14 protein-coding genes are annotated in these 15,370 nt (G+C 63.3%); 2 read left to right on the forward strand and 12 right to left on the reverse strand.

Features of this window, described 5'->3' with window-relative positions; translation table 11 throughout:
• Positions 1-82: 82 nt before the first annotated feature.
• Positions 83-556, reverse strand: a complete 474-nt coding sequence (locus PAN31117_RS00995; protein ID WP_150736559.1) for a PaaI family thioesterase — start codon at positions 554-556, stop codon at positions 83-85.
• A 268-nt stretch (positions 557-824) separates the two neighbouring features.
• A complete protein-coding gene (locus tag PAN31117_RS01000; RefSeq protein WP_150736906.1) occupies positions 825-1,259 on the reverse strand; it encodes a MerR family transcriptional regulator in 435 nt (144 codons plus the stop codon).
• 154 nt (positions 1,260-1,413) lie between these two features.
• On the opposite strand from PAN31117_RS01000, the gene PAN31117_RS01005 reads away from it, so the two are divergent.
• Complete coding sequence (locus tag PAN31117_RS01005; RefSeq protein ID WP_150736560.1) at positions 1,414-2,496, forward strand: MBL fold metallo-hydrolase; 1,083 nt, start codon at positions 1,414-1,416, stop codon at positions 2,494-2,496.
• Positions 2,497-2,612: 116 nt separating this feature from the next.
• Here PAN31117_RS01005 and PAN31117_RS01010 read toward each other — a convergent pair whose 3' ends face one another.
• The 6 genes from PAN31117_RS01010 to argS form a co-directional block, all read right to left on the reverse strand.
• Positions 2,613-3,932, reverse strand: coding sequence for an MFS transporter (locus PAN31117_RS01010; RefSeq protein WP_150736561.1), 1,320 nt, complete (start codon positions 3,930-3,932; stop codon positions 2,613-2,615).
• Positions 3,933-4,161: 229 nt separating this feature from the next.
• Entirely contained in the window at positions 4,162-4,641 is a 480-nt protein-coding gene (locus tag PAN31117_RS01015; protein ID WP_150736562.1) for a hypothetical protein, read from the reverse strand.
• 90 nt (positions 4,642-4,731) lie between these two features.
• Entirely contained in the window at positions 4,732-5,553 is an 822-nt protein-coding gene (locus PAN31117_RS01020; protein ID WP_150736563.1) for an SDR family oxidoreductase, read from the reverse strand.
• A gap of 55 nt (positions 5,554-5,608) precedes the next feature.
• The gene (locus tag PAN31117_RS01025) at positions 5,609-6,289 is read right to left on the reverse strand and encodes a thiol:disulfide interchange protein DsbA/DsbL (protein WP_039395208.1); all 681 of its coding nucleotides are present in this window, start codon (positions 6,287-6,289) and stop codon (positions 5,609-5,611) included.
• A 279-nt stretch (positions 6,290-6,568) separates the two neighbouring features.
• Positions 6,569-7,249: an SPOR domain-containing protein gene (locus PAN31117_RS01030; protein ID WP_150736564.1), complete on the reverse strand. Its 681-nt coding sequence runs from the start codon at positions 7,247-7,249 to the stop codon at positions 6,569-6,571.
• Positions 7,250-7,309: 60 nt separating this feature from the next.
• The gene (gene argS / locus PAN31117_RS01035) at positions 7,310-9,073 is read right to left on the reverse strand and encodes an arginine--tRNA ligase (protein ID WP_150736565.1); all 1,764 of its coding nucleotides are present in this window, start codon (positions 9,071-9,073) and stop codon (positions 7,310-7,312) included.
• A gap of 232 nt (positions 9,074-9,305) precedes the next feature.
• On the opposite strand from argS, the gene PAN31117_RS01040 reads away from it, so the two are divergent.
• Entirely contained in the window at positions 9,306-9,632 is a 327-nt protein-coding gene (locus PAN31117_RS01040) for a DUF1840 domain-containing protein (RefSeq protein WP_150736566.1), read from the forward strand.
• 232 nt (positions 9,633-9,864) lie between these two features.
• On the opposite strand, the gene PAN31117_RS01045 is transcribed toward PAN31117_RS01040, so the two are convergent.
• The 4 genes from PAN31117_RS01045 to PAN31117_RS01060 all read right to left on the reverse strand — a co-directional run bounded on the left by PAN31117_RS01045 (position 9,865) and on the right by PAN31117_RS01060 (position 15,231).
• Positions 9,865-10,191, reverse strand: coding sequence for a hypothetical protein (locus tag PAN31117_RS01045; protein ID WP_039395219.1), 327 nt, complete (start codon positions 10,189-10,191; stop codon positions 9,865-9,867).
• Between the two features lie 198 nt (positions 10,192-10,389).
• Complete coding sequence (locus PAN31117_RS01050; RefSeq protein ID WP_072633173.1) at positions 10,390-11,109, reverse strand: MgtC/SapB family protein; 720 nt, start codon at positions 11,107-11,109, stop codon at positions 10,390-10,392.
• 279 nt (positions 11,110-11,388) lie between these two features.
• On the reverse strand, positions 11,389-14,094 hold the full coding sequence (gene metH, locus PAN31117_RS01055) for a methionine synthase (protein WP_150736907.1): 2,706 nt from the start codon (positions 14,092-14,094) through the stop codon (positions 11,389-11,391).
• Between the two features lie 54 nt (positions 14,095-14,148).
• Positions 14,149-15,231 (reverse strand): homocysteine S-methyltransferase family protein, encoded by a 1,083-nt coding sequence (locus tag PAN31117_RS01060; protein ID WP_150736567.1) that lies wholly within the window; start codon positions 15,229-15,231, stop codon positions 14,149-14,151.
• Positions 15,232-15,370 lie beyond the last annotated feature (139 nt).

Here is a 15,370-nt window from a genome sequence, read left to right on the forward strand (position 1 = left end):
TTCGATGGTGCTTGCAGGTGCTTGCAGGTGCTGGGTAAGCGGTGGTGAAGCGGTACTGCGGCTGTCGTTCGTCTGGCGGACGTCAGTGTGACGGACTCGCGGCCAGCACGAACAGCGTTTGTTGCATGAGGGCGCAGAGCGTCCATTTCCCGTTATCGACGGCGAACAGTTCGGCGGTGGCGACGATGAGTGTGCGTCCGGATTTGACGACCTGACCGCGTCCGACCAGTGTATCGCCCTTGCCGGGCGCGAGAATGTTCAGTTTGTATTCGGCGGTGACCAGTTCCTGATCGGGCGAGATGCGTGTGTAGCCCGCGTAACCGCCTGCCGAATCGGCGATGGCGCCGATGACACCGCCGTGGAAATAGCCGAGCTGCTGATTCACTTTGTCGGAGAATGGCAGCGAAATCTCGCAAAAACCGTCGGCGATATGCGTGAGTTGTGCGCCCCAGTGGGTCATGACGCCTTGTTTGTCGAAGCTGGCGCGGATTTTCGCGTCGACGGCGGGGTCGATGGGGGCGGCATGAACAGCATGAGACGAGGGGACGTTGTGCATGATCGTCAGGGCGCGAGCGGCTGGAAAGCCAGATTCGCAGATACTACTTAACGTTTACGTAAACGTAAAGTAAGGGCTTTCCTGAGTCGGGGAAAAGCACTGGGAGCGCAGCCAAACGGGTGGTGTGTGGGGAAATAGATGCGCGGGGATTGGTGCTGCCCTGACGCAGTGACTTTCAGGTGGAACGGAGTCAGGGGAGTGCCGATTCCCGCGGCCCTGGGGGTGAGGCAGGGCTGGGGGAGGTTGGAGTGGGATGCGGTGTTAAGAGTTAGTGAGAAGCCGCTGCCGCCTTAACCCGTCGAGCGGAGGGCGGCGCGGTTTCCCCTGCAGCCTCAAGCAAAGCGAGGCATTGCGCTTCGTGCTGGGAGACTTCGTCGAGCGTGGCGTGGAGGTCTTCGAGTTGCTGCTCCAGCACCTGACGGTGTTGAGCGAGCGTGTCGAGAAACACCTTCAGCTGCGGCACAGTATCCTTGGGCGACTCGTAGAGATCGAGAATCGTCTTGATCTCGGAGAGCGTGAGGCCGAGGCGTTTGCCGCGCAGCGTGAGCTTCAGGCGCGTGCGGTCCTGTCCGGTGTAGACGCGGTGACGTCCGCCGGGGCCTTCACGGGCGGGCGTGAGCAGACCCTGATCCTCATAAAAGCGGATCGCGCGGGGCGTGATGTCGAACTCGCGGGCGAGGTCGGTGATCGTGTATGTGAGCATCGGATCGGCAGGGGATCGGATTGGCAAGTTTAAGCGGGTGCTTACCATTGCAGATAGAATTGCCGTTTACGTTAGCGTCAACTTGCATCGTATGCAATCGGTGATGGCGTCAACCTGACAACAAGAGAACAAGCCCATCTGGAGCGTGGCCCCCGTGAATGCCCTTGAACAGCAACTGAACTATCCCCTTGGCGATTTCCTGCCCGACGGCGGCACTGTGCACGAAGTCGTGCCGGGCGTCTTCTGGGTGCGCATGCCGCTGCCGTTCGTGCTCGATCACATCAACCTGTGGCTGCTGCGCGATGAAGTCGATGGGGTGAAGGGCTGGACGGTCGTCGATTGCGGGATCACGCATCCGCAGATCAAAGCGTACTGGGAGCAGGTGTTCGACAGCGCGCTCGGCGGCGAGCCGGTGCTGCGTGTGGTCGTCACGCACTGCCACCCGGATCACCTCGGCCTTGCGCACTGGATCTGCAAGGGCGGCGACAAACAGCGCTGGCAAGCGCGGCTCGCCATGTCGCTCGGCGACTATGCGTGGGGACGTCTCATGTCCGAGGGCGATAACAACAATGCCGCCAACGCTGGCGGCGAGTTTGCCGTCGCGCACTTCATCGCACATGGTCTCGCTGACGAGGCCATGATCGACCAGATTCGCAATCGCAAGTCGTACTTCAGCGACCTCGTGCCCGAAGTGCCGTCGCGCTACTTCCGTCTCAAGGATGGCGACGCGCTGCGCATCGGCGGCAGCGACTGGCGTCTGATCGCGGGCTATGGTCACTCGCCCGAGCATATGGCGCTATACTCCGAGCAGCACAACGTGCTGATCTCCGGCGACATGGTGCTGCCACGCATCTCTACCAACGTCAGCGTCTTCGATATCGAGCCGGAAGCCAACTCGCTACAACTGTTCCTCGACTCACTGGGCGTCTATCTGGATCTGCCCGCCGACTGCCTCGTGCTGCCGTCGCACGGCCGACCCTTTACAGGTTTGCACACGCGCATTCGCCAGCTTCGCGACCATCATGCGGCGCGCTTGCAGGAAGTGCGCGATGCGTGTGCGAAGTCACCGCAAAGCGCGGGCGATATCGTGCCCATCATGTTTCATCGCAAGCTCGATGCGCATCAGACCACCTTCGCAATGGGCGAAGCACTGGCGCACTTGCATATGCTCTGGCGCTCGGGTGAGCTTAAGCGTGAGCGCGATGTCCACGGCGTATGGCGTTTCTCGCCTGTGTAGGGGGCACGTCGCCCTAAGTGGATGACTTAGGCACGTCGCTAAGAAGACAAAAACGCCCCGGAGACGGCAGCCTCCGGGGCGTTTTGCATCGTATGGCGAGCGTGTCGCCAAAGCACTCAGGCGTGCTGCGTCGAGGCTTGCATGTCGCGTCCCTCGCGACCGAGCAGACCGTACGTCACGAGACTGATCGCGACGGTCATCAGAATGTAGTACGCCGGGGCGAGCGGATTCTGCGTCACCTTGATGAGGTACGTGATCCAGAACGGCGCGAGGCCGCCGAAGAGCATCACCGAAACGTTGTAAAGAATCGAGACGCCCGTCGAGCGCACGCCGACCGGGAACACTTCCGTGACGGCCGTCGGGAACGCACCCCACACAAAGCCCATGCACACCGCCGGCAGAATCTGCGCGAGCAGCAGATTGCCCATCGACGGTGAGCCGTGCAAACGCGTGAACATCCAGAACGACGTCAGACCATAGAGCAGCACGAACAACAGGATCAGCGGCTTGCGGCCGACACGATCCGAAATCCATCCTGTGAGCGGGCAGAGCGCGGCGATCAGCATTGCGGCGATGAACGTCGACAGACTGGCGGAACCTTGCGTCAGACCGAGTTGCTTGACGGCGTAAATCGGTGTGTAGATGAGTGTGACGTAGAACGACGTCGTGGCCGCCACCGTCAGACCGAAACCGGCGATCAGCGAACGATAGTGCTTCGAAAAGACGTCGGCGAGCGGCGTGCGACGGGTCGGTTCGCGCGTCGCGGCGTAGGCCAGAAACTCAGGCGATTCCGTCATGCGGCGCCGAATGTAGAAGCCCACCGGCCCGATCAGAATCCCGAACAGGAACGGCAGACGCCAGCCCCACGATTCGAGCGCTTCTTTCGAAAGCCCCGTCGTGAGTACGTACGCGCACAACCCGGCGAGCGCTACGGCCAGCGCCTGTGAGCACATCTGGAAACTGCCGTAGAAGCCGCGCAGATTCGGCGGCGAGAACTCGATGAGCATGGCCGTCGAGCCACCGAATTCACCGCCCGCCGAGAAGCCCTGAATCACGCGGGCCAGCAAGATCAGCAACGGCGCCGCGAAGCCGATGGTCGCGTAGGTCGGCGCAATACCGATCAGACCCGTGCCGAGCGCCATGAGCAGCACCATGACCGATAGCGCCGACTTGCGGCCCGCGCGGTCGGCGTACAGACCGAAGGCCAGCCCACCGATGGGGCGGAAGAAGAACGCCACGCCAAGCGACGCCACGCTCGCGAGCAGCGACGTCGTATCGTTATCCGCAGGGAAGAAGAGTTTCGCGATGACCACCGCGAAGAGACCGTAAACCGTGAAGTCGAACCACTCGAACGCGTTGCCCAGCGTAGAGCCGATCACCGCTTTGCGTCGCAGCGCCGGATCGATGACCGGCGTGCCGGCGGGGGTTGTCTGCATGTGCCTCTCCTGCTTGGTTGGGAGTGCCGCAGTCGGATCGGTATGGACCGGCGCATCGCCGTCTGCACACGCGTCCGCTCTATGGCGGCGAATCCGGTTTAACGTCGTGTATACCTCTGTTCAAGTTACACGAACACTCTAACGCAGGTTTGGAATGCACCACAACGGGTCAAAATTACGACCGAATCTTGCGTGAGACGACGTGTTTCACGCATGGAATGCGATAACGTCAGCGATTCCCCCGGCTGCCTTTCCATCGATAGTCGCGCTGACCGATCCAGCCCCAGGTGCCGGTGGACGGATCGAATTCGTAGCCTTCCCGATACTCGGTCGTGTAACAGCCGCCCTTCTCGAGATAGCAGCGTTCGCGCAGGAAGTGCGCGGCGTCACGCGACGAACGGGGTTGCGCCGGAACGATGACGATCGGTGCAGGCTGCACGATGACGGGCGCGGGTCGAACGATGGCAGGGGCAGGCGCCACGATGACGGGGGCGGGGTGAACCACTGCGGGGGCCGGCGTCACGATGACAGGCGCAGGTTGAACGATGGCCAGTGCCGGGCCGACGATGACGGGCGCAGGCCGGACGTATGACGATGGCGGTCCGAAGACCTGCCAGTTGCCCGGATCCATCGCAGCGCAGCCAGTCAGGATCGCTGCGGCCGTGAATCCGGCGAGAAGCAATGTGACGCGAGAGAGGACGACATTCATGGGGGCACCGCGCGTTAGGAATGCGGGGCACTCTAACGCGCGGGGTCGTGCAATTCCCCGCTTCGTCCTGCATTTTGGGGGATGTCCGAGTCAGCTTTCCCGGTCTTTAGCCGCCTCGCGTGCTTGTCGTTGCGCCATCGTCGGCTTGCGCGGAGCGCGGGCAAACAACATGTCGTAAAGCCAGCGCGGCAGGCATCGCATTACAAAGGCCACAACGCCCATCTGCCAAGGCAGCACAGCGAAGCGCTTGCGACGTGCAATGGCCGCCGCCGCCTTGCGCGCGAACTTGTCCGAGTCCATCAGGAACGGCATCGGGAACGGATTGCCCTCGGTCATTGGCGTGCGGATGTAGCCCGGCGCAATCGTCACGACAGCCACCTTGTCCGCGCGCAGTTCGACGCGCAGGCTTTCGAGATATGTCATCGCCGCCGCCTTGGAAGCGCTGTACGCGCCGTGCCCCGGCAGACCGCGCACACCGGCCACGCTACCGATGCCCACGAGCGTGCCGCGCTTGCGCTGACGCATCGGACCCACGAAGGGGCTGAATGTCGCGACCATCGCCGTCCAGTTGGTGTCCATGACGGAGGCGAAGTGCGGCAGATCCTCGGGGTCTTCCGTGTTCACGCCGTGGCTGATGCCGGCGTTGGCGATCACGATGTCCGGCACGCCGTGACGTGCCATGAAGTCGCCCGCCGCAGCGCGCAGTGCGAGGGCGTCGCGCACGTCGAGCGCGTAGCAATGCACGGCATGCGGGTGCGGCAACGTGGCGGCGAGATCGGTGAGCTTGTCGCCACGGCGTCCGACGAGCCCGAGAATCGCGCCCTGCGCCGCGTAGTAACGGGCGAGCGCCTGCCCCAGCCCGCTGGACGCGCCGGTGATGAATACCTTCGGTGATGTCGTATGTGCTGCCATTGTCGCCATAGAACGCAAAAGCCCGGCCGGGGCCGGGCTTCAGGAGCCGCGAAGCTTACATCTTCTTCGCGCGGATCTGATTGATGATCGAGTCGGCCGTCTTGAGCGCCGCATCGAACGTTTGCTGCTCGGTCGTCGCCGGTTTGCCCTGCTTTTGCAGCGCGTCGCCCGACGTGGCCGGGGAGACGAGGTACTTGCCCTGGATCGCGATCGTCGGCACGCCGTCGATCTTGTAGTCTTGCCAGGTCTTGTTGGCCGTCTTCACACCGTTATCGACGCCGAAGCTCTTGTACGTGTCGAGGTACTTTTGCTTGTCGACGCCCAGCGTTGCCAGGAAATCCGCTTGCTGGTCGGCCGTCAGCAGGTAGTTGTGCTTGACGTGGATTTCGTTGAAGACCTTCGGCGTGAGTTCGGCGTCCTTACCCATGGCCACGAGCGCGAGATACATGCGCGTATGCGGCTCGAAACGGCTCTGGAAGGCGACCGGCACGCGCTTGAACACGACGTCCTTGCCCTGCGCCTTGACCCACTTCTCCAGCGACGGCTCCAGCGCATTGCAATGCGGGCAGCCATACCAGAAGAACTCGGTCACTTCGATCTTGCCCGGACCCGCCGTCAGCGGTTGCTGCGAAATCGTCAGATAGTCGGTCCCCGCGACCGGTGCTTCAGGCGACGCCGAGGCGACACCCGAGAGGAAACCGAAAGAAATCAGAACGGCACCAAGAAGTTTTTTCATGATCTTTGTATAGGAGTGAGTCCAACACGCCGGTTTGTCCATCATCGGTGAGCGGCGCGCCAGCAAAACCATATCCCGGATTCAGCCAAATTAGCTAGTGCGTATGACCGGCGATGTGCTGCCGGGTTCAACGCGCCGTGAGCGACGGCTGCGTCGGTCCATCATGATGCGGGCTTTTGCGAATCCCTGCCGGGCGGCGCTGCGCCGGCGTTCGGGGAGTGCCCATGCGGTGCGGCAGAAACAAAAGGCGTTGCCTTTGTCGGGCAACGCCTTTCGCGTTCATTGCTTCGTGAAGCGGATCACTGCCGTGTCGTACCCGCCATCCTGCAGGCGTTGACGCACGTGATTCATTTCGTCGAGCTTGCCGTACGGGCCGAGGCGCACGCGGTAGAGCGTGAGACCGTTGGCGTCGCGCTGCGTGACCTTTGCTTCGAAGCCCGAGAGGGCCAGCTTGGCGCGCAGTTGCTCGGCGTCCGTTTGCGACTTGAACGCGCCGACTTGCAGGTAGTAACCCGTGCTGGCGTTATCCGTGGCGCTCGCGGGCGGCGTGGTCGGCGGCGCGACCGGCACCGTCGACTTACCGTTGAGAATGTCGGCTGGCGAGGGCTTCGTCGGCGCAGGCGCGGTCGGGGCCGTCGGTGCGGAGGCGGTCGGCGGCGTGACCGGGTTACCCGGCACGAGCGGCGATGTTTCGGCAGCCGAGGGCGTCTCCGGCGCGGTCGGACCCGACGCGGCGCCCGGCAGCGGCGTGCGCGGCTGGAGCGACTTGTTCGGGTCCGGCGCCTGTGCAGCCGGCGAATTGTCGGCCGGACGCGGCGGCGTCTTTTCGACGAACGGGGTTGGCGTCTTCGTAATGTAGAGCGCGACGACGACGGCAACGGCCAGCCCAACGATCAGGCCGAGCACGATGCCCAGAAAAGTACCGCCCCGCTGGCGGGGTGGTCGACGTGTGTTTGCCATCGAGTCGATTCCGTCCTTACAGAGTTCCGATGCGTTTGCCGTTCGGAGTGGTTGGATAACTTACATCTTGGCCGGGGCCGACACGCCCAGCACGGCAAGCCCGTTGCGCAGCACCTGGCGCGTCGCCGCGAGCAGCGCCAGACGCGCATGCTTCACGGTCTCGTCGTCGACCAGCACGCGATCCGAGTTGTAGAAGGAGTGGAACGCGCCGGCCAGATCCCGCAGATAGAAGGCCACGGCGTGCGGCGCAAGTTCCTCGGCGGCACGCGTGAGCATGTCCGGGTACTCGGCGAGCAGTTGCAGCAGCGCGAGCGCGCGTTCGCTGTCGAGCGGCGCGAGGTCGGTGTTTGCCAGCGACGCTTCGTCACCGGCCCACTGCGTGAGGATCGAGCAGATGCGCGCGTGGGCGTACTGCACGTAGTACACCGGATTTTCGTCGTTCTGCTTGAGCGCGAGATCCACGTCGAACACGAATTCCGTGTCCGCTTTGCGCGAAATTAGGAAAAATCGCACGGCGTCGCGACCACGGCGCAGCGCGTCTTCACGCTCGACGGGGTCCGTCACCGGCGTTTCTGCAGTAATGCCGCCCGACCATTCGATCAGATCGCGCACCGTCACGTAGCTGCCTGCTCGCTTGGAGATCTTCACCTCCTCGCCATTGCGCATGACGGTGACCATCTTGTGCAGCACGTAGTCGGGGTAACCCTTCGGAATACCGATGCCCAGTGCTTGCAGACCGGCGCGCACACGCGCGATGGTGCCGTGATGGTCCGAGCCCTGCACGTTGATGACCTGATGGAAGCCACGGTCCCACTTGCGGGTGTGATAAGCGACATCCGGCACGAAGTACGTGTAGGTGCCATCGGACTTGCGCATCACGCGGTCCTTGTCGTCGCCGTAATCGGTCGTGCGCAGCCACAGCGCGCCTTCCTGTTCGTACGTGACACCAGCATCGATGAGCGCCTGCACCGTGCGCTCGACGCTGCCGTCGGCATACAGGGACGATTCGAGGTAGTACTGATCGAAGATGACGCCGAACGTTTGCAGATCGATGTCCTGCTCGCGACGCAGATAGGCCACGGCGAAGGCGCGGATCGAGTCGATGTCTTCGACACTGCCGCTGCCGGTGACGGGCGCGCCGTCGGAGGCCTGCACCGTCTTGCCAGCGAGGAAGTCCTGCGCAATGTCGCCGATGTAGTCGCCGTTGTAGGCCGATTCCGGCCATTCGGAGTCGCCCGGCTTGAAGCCACGGGCGCGTGCTTGCACGGAGGTGGCGAGCGTCTGAATCTGCACGCCGGCGTCGTTGTAGTAGAACTCGCGATGCACCGGGCGGCCTTGCGTGCCGAGCAGTGCCGAGATCGTGTCGCCGAGCGCGGCCTGACGACCGTGACCCACGTGCAGCGGGCCGGTCGGGTTGGCCGAGACGAACTCGACGAGTACCGGGTCGGCTTCGTTGCTGGCGGCGCGACGGCCGAAGGCAGCGCCTTCGGTCAGGATCGCGCGCGCGACCGATTGCTTGGCGGCATTGGCAAGACGCAGGTTGATGAAGCCGGGACCGGCGATTTCGACGGCGTCGACGAGGCCCTTGGCGCGGGCGTCGGCGAGGATTGCGTCGGCAATCTTTTGGGCCAGTTCGCGCGGATTGGCGCGCAACGGCTTGGCGAGCTGCATGGCCACGTTACAGGCCAGATCGCCGTGGGCGGCCACTTTGGGGCGTTCGAGCAGGATGACGGGCGCGGCAGGCGCGGTGCCGTCTGCGGGCATCAAACCGGCGACGACGTCGCCGATCAGCGCGACGAGAGCATTCTTTTGTGCGGGTAGCATTGGCGGGTGTTTCGGGTGCGTCCGGACGCGTCCGGACAGGCAATTGAATCGTCAGCAACGGATTTTAACAGGTGTATGATGAAGTCACGGTGCCCGCCGATACCCCTCATTGCGTAACAGGCTCACTCAGGTCACACTCGGGTGCCACGCAAGCGACACATGGCCATCAGGCAGACGACAGGCCGTGAAGGTTCGGGGCGGCGGTGGTGATAACTCGAAAAGGGAGCCAAACATGCTGGTAACGTTTAAGGCGCACGCATCGCCCACGATCAACATGCTCGAGAATCTCGCGCAATTGCTGCTGGGTATCGTCGGTAAGAAGCTCGGCGAGCGCGGCGCGATCGGAGCGGACGAAACAGGCGACGCCATCGCCAAGCTAGAAGCCGCGATTGCGGCGGACAAAGCCGTCGCCGACAAGGAAAGCGAAGGCAAGAAGTCCGAGGACCGCGACGAAGACAATCGTCTGCGCCTCTCGCAACGCGCCTACCCGCTGCTGAACATGCTCAAGGAAGCGCACGCCGAAGGCAGTGCGGTGATGTGGGAAGTGAGCGCTAGATAGTCGTCTGGTGTCGCAGGCAGCATCGCCTGGACCAGGTACGAAAAAAGCAGGCCGCGAATCGCGAGCCTGCTTTTTTTTGCTGCGGGAAACGATCGGACCAGGCCGCCCCCGGGCGAGGGGTTTGAATCAGGCCGCAAGGGCCTGAGCAGCGGCGGCGCGGGTGCCGGTCCGTGCGACGCGACGCCTGAGACTACGACGTCAGCGCTCGACGTGGATCCCGCGAAATTGCCGGTTATTGGGCCTTGCCCGGTGCGTTATCCGGCGCGTTGGTCGCACCGTTGCCGGTGTTGCCGTTGTTCGGCGTCTTCTTGGTGCTGTGACGCGGCTTCTGGGCCTTCGAGTTCGGGTGCGGGTCCGACGGCGTCATCGTTTGAGCGCCCGGCGTCGGGGCTGCCTGACGCGCATTCGGGTTCGCCTGGCTAGGCATCGGGGCCGACGGGTCCGTTGTCGTGCCGCCGCCAGGACCGGCAGCGCCACCGCCCGCAGAGCCTTGAGCGAAACTCAGTGCCGAAGCACCGGCGAGGGTCAGGGCAGCAACCGAAATAATCAGCTTCTTCATCAGATGGACTCCTTTGCTTTGCGTTGCACTGGGTAGGAACGTCTTTCGTGCAGGCATCACTTGCGTTAGTGAGATTCCAGTCTAAGAAGCTGCGACGTGCGGTGCTGTAAGGGTTTGTAATTGAATGTAATTCGGCTTTTTCCTAGGCCATTTCCCGCGCACATGCGCGGGAGACGTCCCATCAAATTCGCCTATTAGTTAGTCATCCGAACGACTCGACCAGAACACCTGATTCACGCCGGGCAGCGTTTCGAGATGGTCGGTGAGGGCGTCGAGTTCGCCCGCCTTGACGGCCGTCGGCAACAGCAGCGCTTCGATCTCGACTTCCGCTTCACCGAACGGATGGATGTCGAGCGCACGCACCGGATAGTTTGACGCTTCGAGCCACGCTTCCACCTTGTCGAGCACTTCGCGCTGCGTAGTGCGAGCGCAGATGACGGACAACGCATAGGTGGCTTCCGATGTCGCCTCGTTAATCGGCGCGCGGTTGATGCGATTCACGACGGGACGCAGCAGCGTGTTGGCGGCCAGCACGAAGAACGCCACGACAACCGCTTCGACGATCAGACTCGCCCCGGCAGCGGCCCCCACGGCGGCCGAGCCCCACAGCGTGGCGGCGGTGTTCAGACCGCGCACCGACGCGCCGTCTTTCATGATCGCGCCCGCGCCGAGGAAGCCGACGCCCGACACCACGTACGCAATCACGCGCGTATCGCCCGGCATGAGTCGCATCGACAGGTCGACGAAGGCCGCCGCACCGACGGCTACAAGGACGTTGGTACGCAAACCTGCCGTACGCTGACGCACTTGCCGTTCCACGCCAATGATGGTGCCGAGCACGAACGCGACGGCGAGCGAGATGAGCGTGTTGAGCAGCGGGAGGAGATGGAAATTCTGGATGCTGTGGAGTGCTTGCATGGAACGTCTCGACTTGAGGCGGCTGACATGGGCGAAGAGCAACGCGTCAAACCGCCTGCCGACGGTGGTCGGCGGGCATGTTGCGCCGCCGCATTATGGCATCCGGATCTGACGGACGGAAGTCACCCCACCGAGCGGGTGTTCAGCAGGTGGGCTGCGGCACTGGGGACGACGCGGGGGAAGCCTAACGGAAGCGCTATGGAAGCAGGGGGGATGCGGTGAATCCGGTCGGTCATCGGGCGTCGCGCACGACGATGACCGACCGTGATGACAATCGCGTTACGACAGTTGCGGTGCCAGCAGACGCCGCGCCGTCGCTTCGTCCACGCCGGTTCGTTCCATGAAGTCTTCGACCTGATCGGCGCCGATCTTGCCGACGCTGAAGTACGTGCTGTCCGGATGCGACAGATAGAAGCCCGAGACGCTCGCCGCCGGCAGCATGGCGAGCGATTCCGTCACGCTCATGCCGATTTCATGCGCTTGCAGATAGTGGAACATCGGCCCCTTGACCGAGTGCTCGGGGCAGGCCGGGTAGCCGGGTGCGGGGCGGATGCCGACGTACTCTTCCTTGATGAGCGCATCGTTGTCGAGCTGTTCGTCGCTCACGTAGCCCCAGAAGTCGCGGCGCACGCGCGCGTGCATACATTCGGCGAACGCCTCGGCAAGACGGTCGGCCAGCGCCTTGAGCATGATCGCGCTGTAGTCGTCGTGCGTGGCGAGGAATCCGGCTTCCTTGGCGTCGACACCCAGCCCTGCCGTCACGGCAAACACACCGATGTAGTCGGCCACACCGCTGTCCTTGGGGGCGACGAAGTCCGCCAGCGAGCGGTTCGGGCGACGCACGCCGTCCACCACCGGGCGCTCGGTCTGCTGACGCAGGTTGTGCCACGTGAACGCCACTTCCGAGCGCGACTCGTCCGTGTAGATCTCGATGTCGTCGTCGTTCACGACGTTCGCGGGCAGCATCGCGATCACACCGTTGGCGGTCAGCCAGCGGCCCTTGATCAGGCGATCGAGCATCTCACGACCGTCGGCGAACACGCGTTGCGCCGACTCGCCGACGATCTCGTCCTTGAGAATCGCCGGATACGGACCGGCGAGGTCCCACGTCTGGAAGAACGGACCCCAGTCGATGAATTCGGCAAGCTCGGCCAGATCGTAATTCTTGAACACGCGCCGACCGATGAACTTCGGCTTGGGCGGCACGTAGCTCGACCAGTCGATCTTGTACTTGTTCTCGCGCGCGGTCGCGAGCGAGACCATCGGCGTGGCCTTGCGGTTCGCGTGCTGCTGACGCACGCGTTCGTAATCCGTCTTCACGTCTGCGAGATAGCGCTCGGCCGCTTCGTCGGAGAGCAGATTCGACGCCACGGACACGGAGCGCGACGCGTCCGGCACGTAGATCACCGGACCTTCGTAGTTCGGTGCGATCTTCACGGCCGTGTGCACGCGCGAGGTCGTGGCACCGCCGATGAGCAGCGGAATGTTGCGCAAACGGAAGTAATCGTCGCGCTGCATTTCTGCGGCGACGTAAGCCATCTCTTCGAGACTCGGCGTGATCAGGCCCGACAGACCGATGATGTCCGCGCCTTCTTCCTTCGCCTTGGCGAGGATTTCGGCGCACGGCACCATCACACCCATGTTGACGACTTCGAAGTTATTGCACTGAAGTACCACGGTGACGATGTTCTTGCCGATATCGTGCACGTCGCCCTTGACCGTGGCGATCACGATCTTGCCCTTGGAGCGGACGTCTTCACCGGCGGCGGCCATGCGCGCCTTCTCTTCTTCGATGAACGGCACCAGATGCGCCACGGCCTGCTTCATCACGCGGGCGCTCTTCACGACCTGCGGCAGGAACATCTTGCCCGCGCCGAACAGATCGCCCACGACGTTCATGCCGTCCATGAGCGGGCCTTCGATCACCTGAATCGGGCGGCCGCCCGCGTCGGCGATCTTCTGACGCACTTCCTCGGTGTCTTCGACGATGAAGGTCGTAATGCCGTGCACCAGCGCGTGGGCGAGGCGTGCCTCGACCGGCTGATTGCGCCACTCCAGATTCTCTTCGCGCTTGGCCGCGCCGCCCTTGAAGCGGTCGGCGATTTCCAGCAGACGCTCGGTGCTGTCTTCGCGACGATTGAGCACTACGTCTTCCACGCGTTCGCGCAGCTCGGGATCGAGGTTCTCGTACACGCCGAGCTGACCGGCGTTGACGATGCCCATGTCCATGCCCGCCTGAATCGCGTGGTACAGGAACACGGTGTGAATCGCTTCGCGCACGAGGTCGTTGCCGCGGAACGAGAACGAGACGTTCGACACGCCGCCGCTGATCTTCGCGCCGGGCAGGTGCTCCTTGATCCAGCGCGTGGCGTTGATGAAGTCGACCGCGTAGTTGTTGTGTTCCTCGATGCCGGTGGCCACCGCGAAGATGTTCGGGTCGAAGATGATGTCTTCGGGCGGGAAGCCCACTTCGTCGACCAGCACACGATAGCTGCGCTGGCAGATTTCCGTCTTGCGAGCGTAAGTGTCGGCTTGCCCCTGCTCGTCGAACGCCATCACGACGGCGGCAGCGCCGTAGCGGCGGATGCGCTTCGCGTGGTGCACGAACGCTTCGTGGCCTTCCTTGAGCGAGATCGAGTTGACGATGGCCTTGCCCTGCACGCACTTCAGACCCGCTTCGATCACTTCCCACTTCGACGAGTCGATCATGATCGGCACGCGCGCGATATCCGGCTCGGACGCGATCAGGTTCATGAAGCGAACCATCGCGGCCTTGGAGTCGAGCATGGCCTCGTCCATGTTGATGTCGATGACCTGCGCACCGTTCTCGACCTGCTGGCGGGCGACCGCGAGCGCTTCGTCGAACTGGCCGTTCAGGATCATGCGCGCGAACGCTTTCGAACCGGTGACGTTGGTCCGCTCACCGACGTTTACGAAAAGCGTGCCCTCGCCGATGTTGAAAGGCTCAAGGCCGGACAGGCGCATCGGCGGGACCGGCGCGGCGAAAGACGTTTGGCTCATGGGGCAATCCGTTCTGTATTAGATGTTCGCGTCGGCGTCATTGCGGTACTGCGAGGGCCAGCGGCGCGGCTTGACGTCCGACAATGCGCGGGCGATCTCGGCGATATGCTCCGGCGTCGTGCCGCAGCAGCCGCCCGCCAGATTCACCAGACCCGCCTGCGCGAACTCCCGCAGCAGGCCGGACGTGACGTCGGGTGTCTCATCGAAGCCCGTGTCGCTCATCGGGTTGGGCAGACCGGCGTTCGGATAGACCGACACATATGTGTTGCACAGCTTGGCCAACTCGGCGATGTACGGACGCATGAGCGTCGCGCCGAGCGCACAGTTCAGGCCGAACGTGAGGGGCCGGGCGTGACGCAGCGAATTCCAGAACGCCTCGACCGTCTGGCCGGACAGAATGCGCCCGGAGGCGTCCGTCACTGTGCCGGAGATCATGATCGGCAGAATCTCGCCGGTGTCCTCGAACAGTTCGTCGATGGCGAAGAGCGCGGCCTTGGCATTGAGCGTGTCAAAGATGGTTTCGACGAGGAACAGATCCACGCCGCCTTCCATCAGCGATTTCGCCTGTGCGTAGTACGCGTCGCGCAACTGATCGAAGTCGACATTGCGTGCGCCGGGGTCGTTCACATCCGGGCTGATGCTCGCGGTCTTGGGCGTCGGGCCGACGGCGCCGGCGGCGAAGCGCGGCTTGTCCGGCGTGCTGTAAGCCGCGCAGGCTTCGCGCGCGAGACGCGCCGACTCGCGGTTCATCTCGTCGGCCAGGTCTTCCATGTGGTAGTCGCCCTGCGCGATCGTCGTCGCCCCGAAGGTGTTCGTCTCGATGATGTCGGCGCCGGCGGCCAGATACTTGCCGTGGATTTCGCTGATGACGTCCGGGCGTGTGAGCGAGAGCAACTCGTTGTTGCCCTTCACGTCGTGCGCGAAGTCGGCAAAACGTTCGCCACGGTACTGCGCTTCGTTCAGCTTGTACTGCTGAATCATCGTCCCCATCGCGCCGTCCAGAATCAGAATGCGCTTCTCAAGCAGTGCGGGCAGCGCCTGAGCGCGCGTGTATTGCAGTGCTGATCGTGCGATCGAGGCGGGTGGGGTTGCGGTGGTCATGACGGACGTCGTCCTGGGGTGGCCGGAAAACCTATAATTGTAATGGTTTTCGTGCGTATCGCCTTGCGCCGCCGCCGGATGAGCGGGGCCTGTCGGACGATTCGCGATTTTTCCGCCAACTTCTTGCCAGTGTTTGCCC

The organism is Pandoraea anapnoica, from assembly GCF_902459765.1.
GTDB classification, from domain to species: Bacteria; Pseudomonadota; Gammaproteobacteria; order Burkholderiales; family Burkholderiaceae; genus Pandoraea; species Pandoraea anapnoica.

Coding starts and splice junctions, on each gene's coding strand:
- PAN31117_RS01040 (WP_150736566.1), top strand. CDS start 9,306: ATGCTGGTAACGTTTAAGGCGCACGCATCGCCCACGATCAACATGCTC.
- PAN31117_RS01045 (WP_039395219.1), bottom strand. CDS start 10,191: ATGAAGAAGCTGATTATTTCGGTTGCTGCCCTGACCCTCGCCGGTGCT.
- metH (WP_150736907.1), bottom strand. CDS start 14,094: ATGCGCCTGTCCGGCCTTGAGCCTTTCAACATCGGCGAGGGCACGCTT.
- PAN31117_RS01000 (WP_150736906.1), bottom strand. CDS start 1,259: ATGCTCACATACACGATCACCGACCTCGCCCGCGAGTTCGACATCACG.
- PAN31117_RS01060 (WP_150736567.1), bottom strand. CDS start 15,231: ATGACCACCGCAACCCCACCCGCCTCGATCGCACGATCAGCACTGCAA.
- PAN31117_RS00995 (WP_150736559.1), bottom strand. CDS start 556: ATGCACAACGTCCCCTCGTCTCATGCTGTTCATGCCGCCCCCATCGAC.
- PAN31117_RS01015 (WP_150736562.1), bottom strand. CDS start 4,641: ATGAATGTCGTCCTCTCTCGCGTCACATTGCTTCTCGCCGGATTCACG.
- PAN31117_RS01050 (WP_072633173.1), bottom strand. CDS start 11,109: ATGCAAGCACTCCACAGCATCCAGAATTTCCATCTCCTCCCGCTGCTC.
- argS (WP_150736565.1), bottom strand. CDS start 9,073: ATGCTACCCGCACAAAAGAATGCTCTCGTCGCGCTGATCGGCGACGTC.
- PAN31117_RS01030 (WP_150736564.1), bottom strand. CDS start 7,249: ATGGCAAACACACGTCGACCACCCCGCCAGCGGGGCGGTACTTTTCTG.
- PAN31117_RS01025 (WP_039395208.1), bottom strand. CDS start 6,289: ATGAAAAAACTTCTTGGTGCCGTTCTGATTTCTTTCGGTTTCCTCTCG.
- PAN31117_RS01020 (WP_150736563.1), bottom strand. CDS start 5,553: ATGGCAGCACATACGACATCACCGAAGGTATTCATCACCGGCGCGTCC.
- PAN31117_RS01010 (WP_150736561.1), bottom strand. CDS start 3,932: ATGCAGACAACCCCCGCCGGCACGCCGGTCATCGATCCGGCGCTGCGA.